The organism is Streptococcus mitis (genome assembly GCF_001579035.1).
Taxonomy (GTDB): domain Bacteria; phylum Bacillota; class Bacilli; order Lactobacillales; family Streptococcaceae; genus Streptococcus; species Streptococcus mitis_J.
The window spans coordinates 236,048-241,696 of record NZ_KQ970286.1; the positions used below are offsets into that span (position 1 = coordinate 236,048).

At 41.4% G+C, this 5,649-nt stretch carries 6 protein-coding genes; 3 read left to right on the plus strand and 3 right to left on the minus strand.

Annotation, left to right across the window (positions count from 1 at the left end; all coding sequences use genetic code 11):
* From SMIDD26_RS03460 to ftsY, 3 genes are all read left to right on the plus strand, one after another.
* Positions 1-668, plus strand: a 668-nt coding sequence (locus tag SMIDD26_RS03460; RefSeq protein ID WP_134990151.1) for an HAD-IIB family hydrolase, incomplete at its 5' end; no start/stop codon positions are given.
* Positions 668-1,486 carry a Cof-type HAD-IIB family hydrolase gene (locus tag SMIDD26_RS03465; RefSeq protein WP_061438942.1) on the plus strand — a complete coding sequence of 273 codons (819 nt, stop codon included), beginning with the start codon at positions 668-670 and terminating at the stop codon, positions 1,484-1,486. The genes SMIDD26_RS03460 and SMIDD26_RS03465, both read left to right, overlap by 1 nt.
* A gap of 3 nt (positions 1,487-1,489) precedes the next feature.
* Positions 1,490-2,779: a signal recognition particle-docking protein FtsY gene (gene ftsY, locus SMIDD26_RS03470; protein WP_061438945.1), complete on the plus strand. Its 1,290-nt coding sequence runs from the start codon at positions 1,490-1,492 to the stop codon at positions 2,777-2,779.
* Positions 2,780-2,824: 45 nt separating this feature from the next.
* Here ftsY and zwf read toward each other — a convergent pair whose 3' ends face one another.
* From zwf to SMIDD26_RS12645, 3 genes are all read right to left on the minus strand, one after another.
* Positions 2,825-4,312 (minus strand): glucose-6-phosphate dehydrogenase, encoded by a 1,488-nt coding sequence (gene zwf, locus SMIDD26_RS03475; RefSeq protein ID WP_000096149.1) that lies wholly within the window; start codon positions 4,310-4,312, stop codon positions 2,825-2,827.
* Positions 4,313-4,462: 150 nt separating this feature from the next.
* Entirely contained in the window at positions 4,463-5,203 is a 741-nt protein-coding gene (locus SMIDD26_RS03480; protein ID WP_023936216.1) for an amino acid ABC transporter ATP-binding protein, read from the minus strand.
* On the minus strand, positions 5,203-5,649 hold a 447-nt coding region (locus tag SMIDD26_RS12645; protein WP_246746877.1), incomplete at its 5' end, for an amino acid ABC transporter permease. The genes SMIDD26_RS03480 and SMIDD26_RS12645, both read right to left, overlap by 1 nt.

The following is a 5,649-nucleotide window of genomic DNA, read 5'->3' on the forward strand; positions in this document are numbered from 1 at the left end:
TCGTCGGGCGCGGATTTCTGTCTCTAGAAAAATTATTTGCTGATGTTCGTGATGACATTATTTTTATAGCTGAAAATGGTAGTTTGGTAGAGTATCAAGGTCAGGATTTGTATGAAGCGACTATGTCTCGTGACTTTTATCTGGCAACTTTTGAAAAGCTGAAAACGTCACCTTATGTAGATATCAATAAACTACTCTTGACGGGAAAAAAAGGCTCTTATGTGCTAGATACGGTTGATGAGACCTATTTAAAAGTGAGTCAGCACTATAATGAAAATATCCAAAAAGTAGCCAGTTTTGAAGATATCACAGATGATATTTTCAAATTTACAACCAACTTCACAGAAGAAACGCTGGAAGCTGGGGAAGCTTGGGTCAATGAAAATGTCCCTGGTGTTAAGGCCATGACAACTGGCTTTGAATCCATTGATATTGTTCTGGACTATGTCGATAAGGGTGTGGCCATTGTTGAATTAGCTAAAAAACTTGGTATCACAATGGATCAGGTTATGGCTTTTGGAGACAATCTAAATGACTTGCATATGATGCAGGTTGTGGGACATCCTGTAGCTCCTGAAAATGCACGACCAGAAATTTTAGAATTAGCAGAGACTGTGATTGGTCACCATAAGGACCAGTCGGTTATTGCTTATATGGAGGGCTTATAATGGCAGATATAAAATTGATTGCATTGGACTTGGACGGGACCTTGCTGACTACTGATAAAAGGCTGACGGATCGTACCAAGGCAACCTTGAAAGCTGCGCGTGATCGTGGTATCAAGGTCGTATTGACAACTGGTCGTCCCTTAAAAGCTATGGATTTCTTTCTCCATGAGCTAGGGACTGACGGCCACGAAGATGAATATACGATTACTTTTAATGGTGGTTTGGTTCAGAAAAATACAGGTGAAATCCTTGATAAGACAGTCTTTTCATATGATGATGTAGCACGCTTGTATGAAGAAACAGAGAAATTATCACTGCCTCTTGATGCCATTTCAGAAGGAACTGTTTATCAAATCCAATCGGACCAAGAAAGTCTTTATGCCAAATTTAATCCAGCATTGACCTTTGTTCCATTGGACTTTGAAGACTTATCTAGTCAAATGACCTACAATAAGTGCGTGACTGCCTTTGCTCAAGAACCCTTGGATGCAGCTATTCAGAAGATTTCTCCAGAATTGTTTGACCGATATGAAATCTTTAAATCACGTGAAATGTTGTTAGAGTGGTCACCAAAGAATGTTCATAAAGCAACAGGTTTGGCAAAACTAATCAGCCATCTTGGAATCGACCAAAGCCAAGTTATGACTTGTGGTGACGAGGCCAATGATCTTTCTATGATTGAATGGGCAGGGCTCGGTGTTGCCATGCAAAATGCAGTTCCTGAAGTCAAGGCAGTCGCAAATGTAGTGACACCAATGACCAATGATGAAGAGGCTGTCGCCTGGGCTATCGAAGAATACGTGCTAAAGGAGAACTAAGATATGGGATTATTTGACCGTCTATTCGGAAAAAAAGAAGAACCTAAAATCGAAGAAGTTGTAAAAGAAGCTCTGGAAAATCTTGATTTGTCTGAAGATGTTGAGTCTTCTCTTACAGAAGCTGAGGAAGTTTCTCAAGAAGATGGAGAAGTTGAAATTGTTGAACAAGCTTTGCTCCAAGAGAAGGAAATCCAAGATACGGTTGAAGAACATCTGGATTCAGAGCCAGTTGTAGAAGCTTCTCAAGAAGAAGTCGAAGAAGTTCCAAACTCACAAGAAGTCGTAGAGGAAGAGAATCCTGACCCCCTAGAGACTGTAGAAGAAAATAGTTCTGAAGTGCTTGAAGCAGAAACGCCTCAAGCAGAAGAAACCGTTCAGGAAAAATATGACCGCAGTCTTAAGAAAACTCGTACAGGTTTCGGTGCTCGCTTGAACGCCTTCTTTGCCAACTTCCGCTCTGTTGATGAAGAATTCTTCGATGAACTGGAAGAATTACTGATCATGAGTGACGTTGGTGTCCAAGTCGCTTCTAACTTAACGGAGGAGTTACGTTACGAAGTCAAGCTCGAAAACGCCAAGAAACCGGACGCACTTCGCCGTGTCATCATTGAGAAATTGGTTGAGCTTTATGAAAAGGATGGAAACTATGATGAAAGCATCCACTTCCAAGAGGGCTTGACAGTCATGCTCTTCGTCGGTGTGAATGGTGTTGGGAAAACAACTTCTATTGGGAAACTAGCCCACCGCTACAAACAAGCAGGTAAGAAGGTCATGCTGGTTGCGGCAGATACCTTCCGTGCTGGTGCCGTTGCCCAATTAGCAGAATGGGGTCGACGAGTAGATGTTCCAGTAGTGACTGGACCTGAGAAAGCTGACCCAGCTAGTGTCGTATTTGATGGCATGGAACGTGCCGTGTCCGAAGGTATCGATATTCTCATGATTGATACCGCTGGTCGTCTGCAAAACAAGGACAACCTTATGGCTGAGTTGGAAAAGATTGGTCGTATCATCAAACGTGTTGTGCCAGAAGCTCCGCATGAAACCTTCTTGGCACTTGATGCATCAACAGGTCAAAATGCCCTGGTACAGGCCAAAGAATTTTCGAAAATCACACCTTTAACGGGAATTGTTTTGACTAAGATTGATGGAACTGCTCGAGGTGGTGTTGTTCTAGCCATCCGTGAAGAACTCAATATTCCTGTAAAATTGATTGGTTTTGGTGAAAAAATCGATGATATTGGAGAGTTTAACTCAGAAAACTTTATGAAGGGTCTCTTGGAAGGCTTAATCTAATCAGAAGTAAAAATCCTGCAAGGCATAAACTTGCAGGAAATTTTTTTATTCTAAACGACCATCTTGACGATAGGCGATATCTGGTTGCCAAGTCCATTTGGCACCGAATTTTTCAAGTAAGTCAAAGCTTGCTTGAGGTCCCATGCTTCCAGCTTTATAGTCATGAAGTGGGGCACCATTTTCAGCCCAGAGCTCTTCGATACGGTCAATCAATTTCCATGAGGCACCAACTTCATCCCAGTGGCTAAAGTTAGTTGAGTTGTTATTTAAGACATCATAAATCAATTTCTCGTATGGTTCTGGAGAAGCACCAGTTGCAGTCGCATCTGTACGATAATCCAGTGAGTTAGGAGCCAAGTTAAATTCTTCTCCTACTTGTTTCCCATTTAGGCTAAGAGAGAAACCTTCTGTTGGTTGGATATAGATGGTCAAAATATTTGGAGCAAGTGGCTCACCAAAGATAGAGTCCATTTGTTTAAAGACGATGTTGACATGAGTTCCTTTTTCAGTCAGACGTTTACCAGTACGGAAGAAGAAAGGAACGCCACGGAAGCGATCGCTGTCCACAAAGAAGGCACCAGATGCAAAGGTTTCAGTTGTTGATTCTGGATTTACATTTGGCTCGCTACGGTAAGAGATGTATTTCATGCCATCAATCTTACCTGAACGGTATTGACCACGGATAAAGTGTTCTTTAAGCTCTTCATCAGTTGGATGATAGAGGTTTTTAAAGACCTTAATCTTCTCAGCACGAATCTCGTCCTTTGTGAAGTTTGCTGGCTTGTCCATGGCAAGGAGGGAAAGCAGTTGTAGAGTGTGGTTCTGTACCATGTCACGGAGGGCACCAGATTGGTCATAGTATCCCCCACGTTCTTCTACACCCAAGCGCTCAGCAAAGGTAATTTGAACATTGTCGATAAAGTCCTTATTCCAAACATTTTCAAAAATCAAGTTTGCAAAGCGAACTGCAAAGATGCTTTGAATCATTTCCTTACCAAGATAATGGTCGATACGGAAAATTTGCTCTTCGTCAAATGTTGCTAGGAGCTCGTCATTCAACTTGCTTGCAGTTGCGTAATCTGTACCAAATGGTTTCTCAACGATTAAGCGCTCAAAACCTTTACCATCCACAATGTTTTCAGACTTGAGGTGTTTGGCAATAGTTCCAAAGAACTGAGGTGCCATAGATAAGAAGAAGAGCTTGTTGTGTTCAGCTTGGTACTTGTCATTTAGTTCAGCCTGCAATTGACGTAGAGCAATATAGTGTTCTGTATCATTGACATCATGACTTTGATAGTAGAAGTGGCTAGCGAATTCTTGAGCCTGTTCGGTACTATCTGCCAAATCAAGGATCGATTCGACTACAACAGATTCAAAATATTCCTTGCTCCAAGGACGACGGGCAGTTCCAATAACGGCAAAATGTTTGGAAAGATTGCCGGATTTATATAGTCTAAATAGGGAAGGGTAGAGCTTGCGTTTAGCCAGGTCTCCACTCGCACCGAAAATTGTAACAATAACCTTAGATGACATCTAGCTACCTAATTTCTATTTTTATTCCTAGTCTTGCTAGGTATGAGGAAACCTCATTTCATAAACTTAATTCTAACATAATTTTCCGAAAAATCAAAAATTCCAATACGAGGTAGAAAAAAACTGCAAGGAAATCCTTACAGTTTGCGTTTAAACGTTTAAGACCTTGTCCAAGAAATCTTTCAGACGTGGGTGTTGTGGGTTATCAAAGATTTGATCAGGTGTTCCGTCTTCAAGGAATTCACCATCTGCAGTAAAGATAACGCGGTTAGCAACCTGACGAGCAAATCCCATCTCATGGGTTACGATAATCATGGTCATACCTTGCTCAGCCAATTCCTTCATAACGTTTAGTACGTCTCCGACCATTTCAGGGTCAAGGGCAGAAGTTGGTTCATCAAAGAGCATGATGTCTGGATTCATTGCTAGTCCACGAGCGATGGCCACACGTTGTTTTTGACCACCTGACAGGCTATCTGGACAGGCCTTAGCCTTATCTGCTAGTCCAACCTTGTCAAGCAACTCCATTCCCAATTTTTCAGCTTCTTCCTTAGTCATCAACTTGTGCTCAATAGGAGCAAAGGTGATGTTGTCCAATACAGACATGTGTGGGAAGAGATTGAAGTGTTGGAACACCATTCCGATATTTTCACGGACGTGGTCAACGTTGGTTGTTTTTTCAGTTAAGTCATAACCGTTCACAGTGATGTGACCGCTAGTAACTTCTTCCAAAAGATTTAGGCTACGAAGGAAAGTTGACTTACCAGAACCCGAAGGACCGATGATACAAACAACATCTCCTTCATAGAACTTGGTCGTAATTCCTTTTAAAACTTCATTTTTTCCGTAGCTTTTGTGTAAATCATTTACATCAATTTTTAATTTTGCCATTAACGAATCCTCTTTTCTAAGCGTTTCGCTAGTTTAGTCAAAAGTGTGATAATTACAAGATAAAAGATAGCAAGGATTGCATACATCTTGAAACTTTGGTAGTTACGGGCAATGATAATCTTACCAGTTTGGAAGAGTTCCACCAAACCGATAGCAGATACGATAGTTGTATCTTTCAGAGCGATAACGAATTGGTTAACAAAGTTTGGCAACATCAATTTAGTTGCTTGTGGCAAGATAATCTTACGCATAGTTTTTCCATAAGAGATACCCAAGCTGCGGCTGGCTTCCATTTGTCCAACTGGAACGGCCTGAATACCACCACGAACAATCTCAGCTATATAAGCTGCTGCATTGAGGGATAGGGCAATAGTACCAGCTACAAAGTCGTTAATTGGACTTTGTTGTCCTGTGATAGACTCAATGAAGTTTGGAATTCCCCAGAA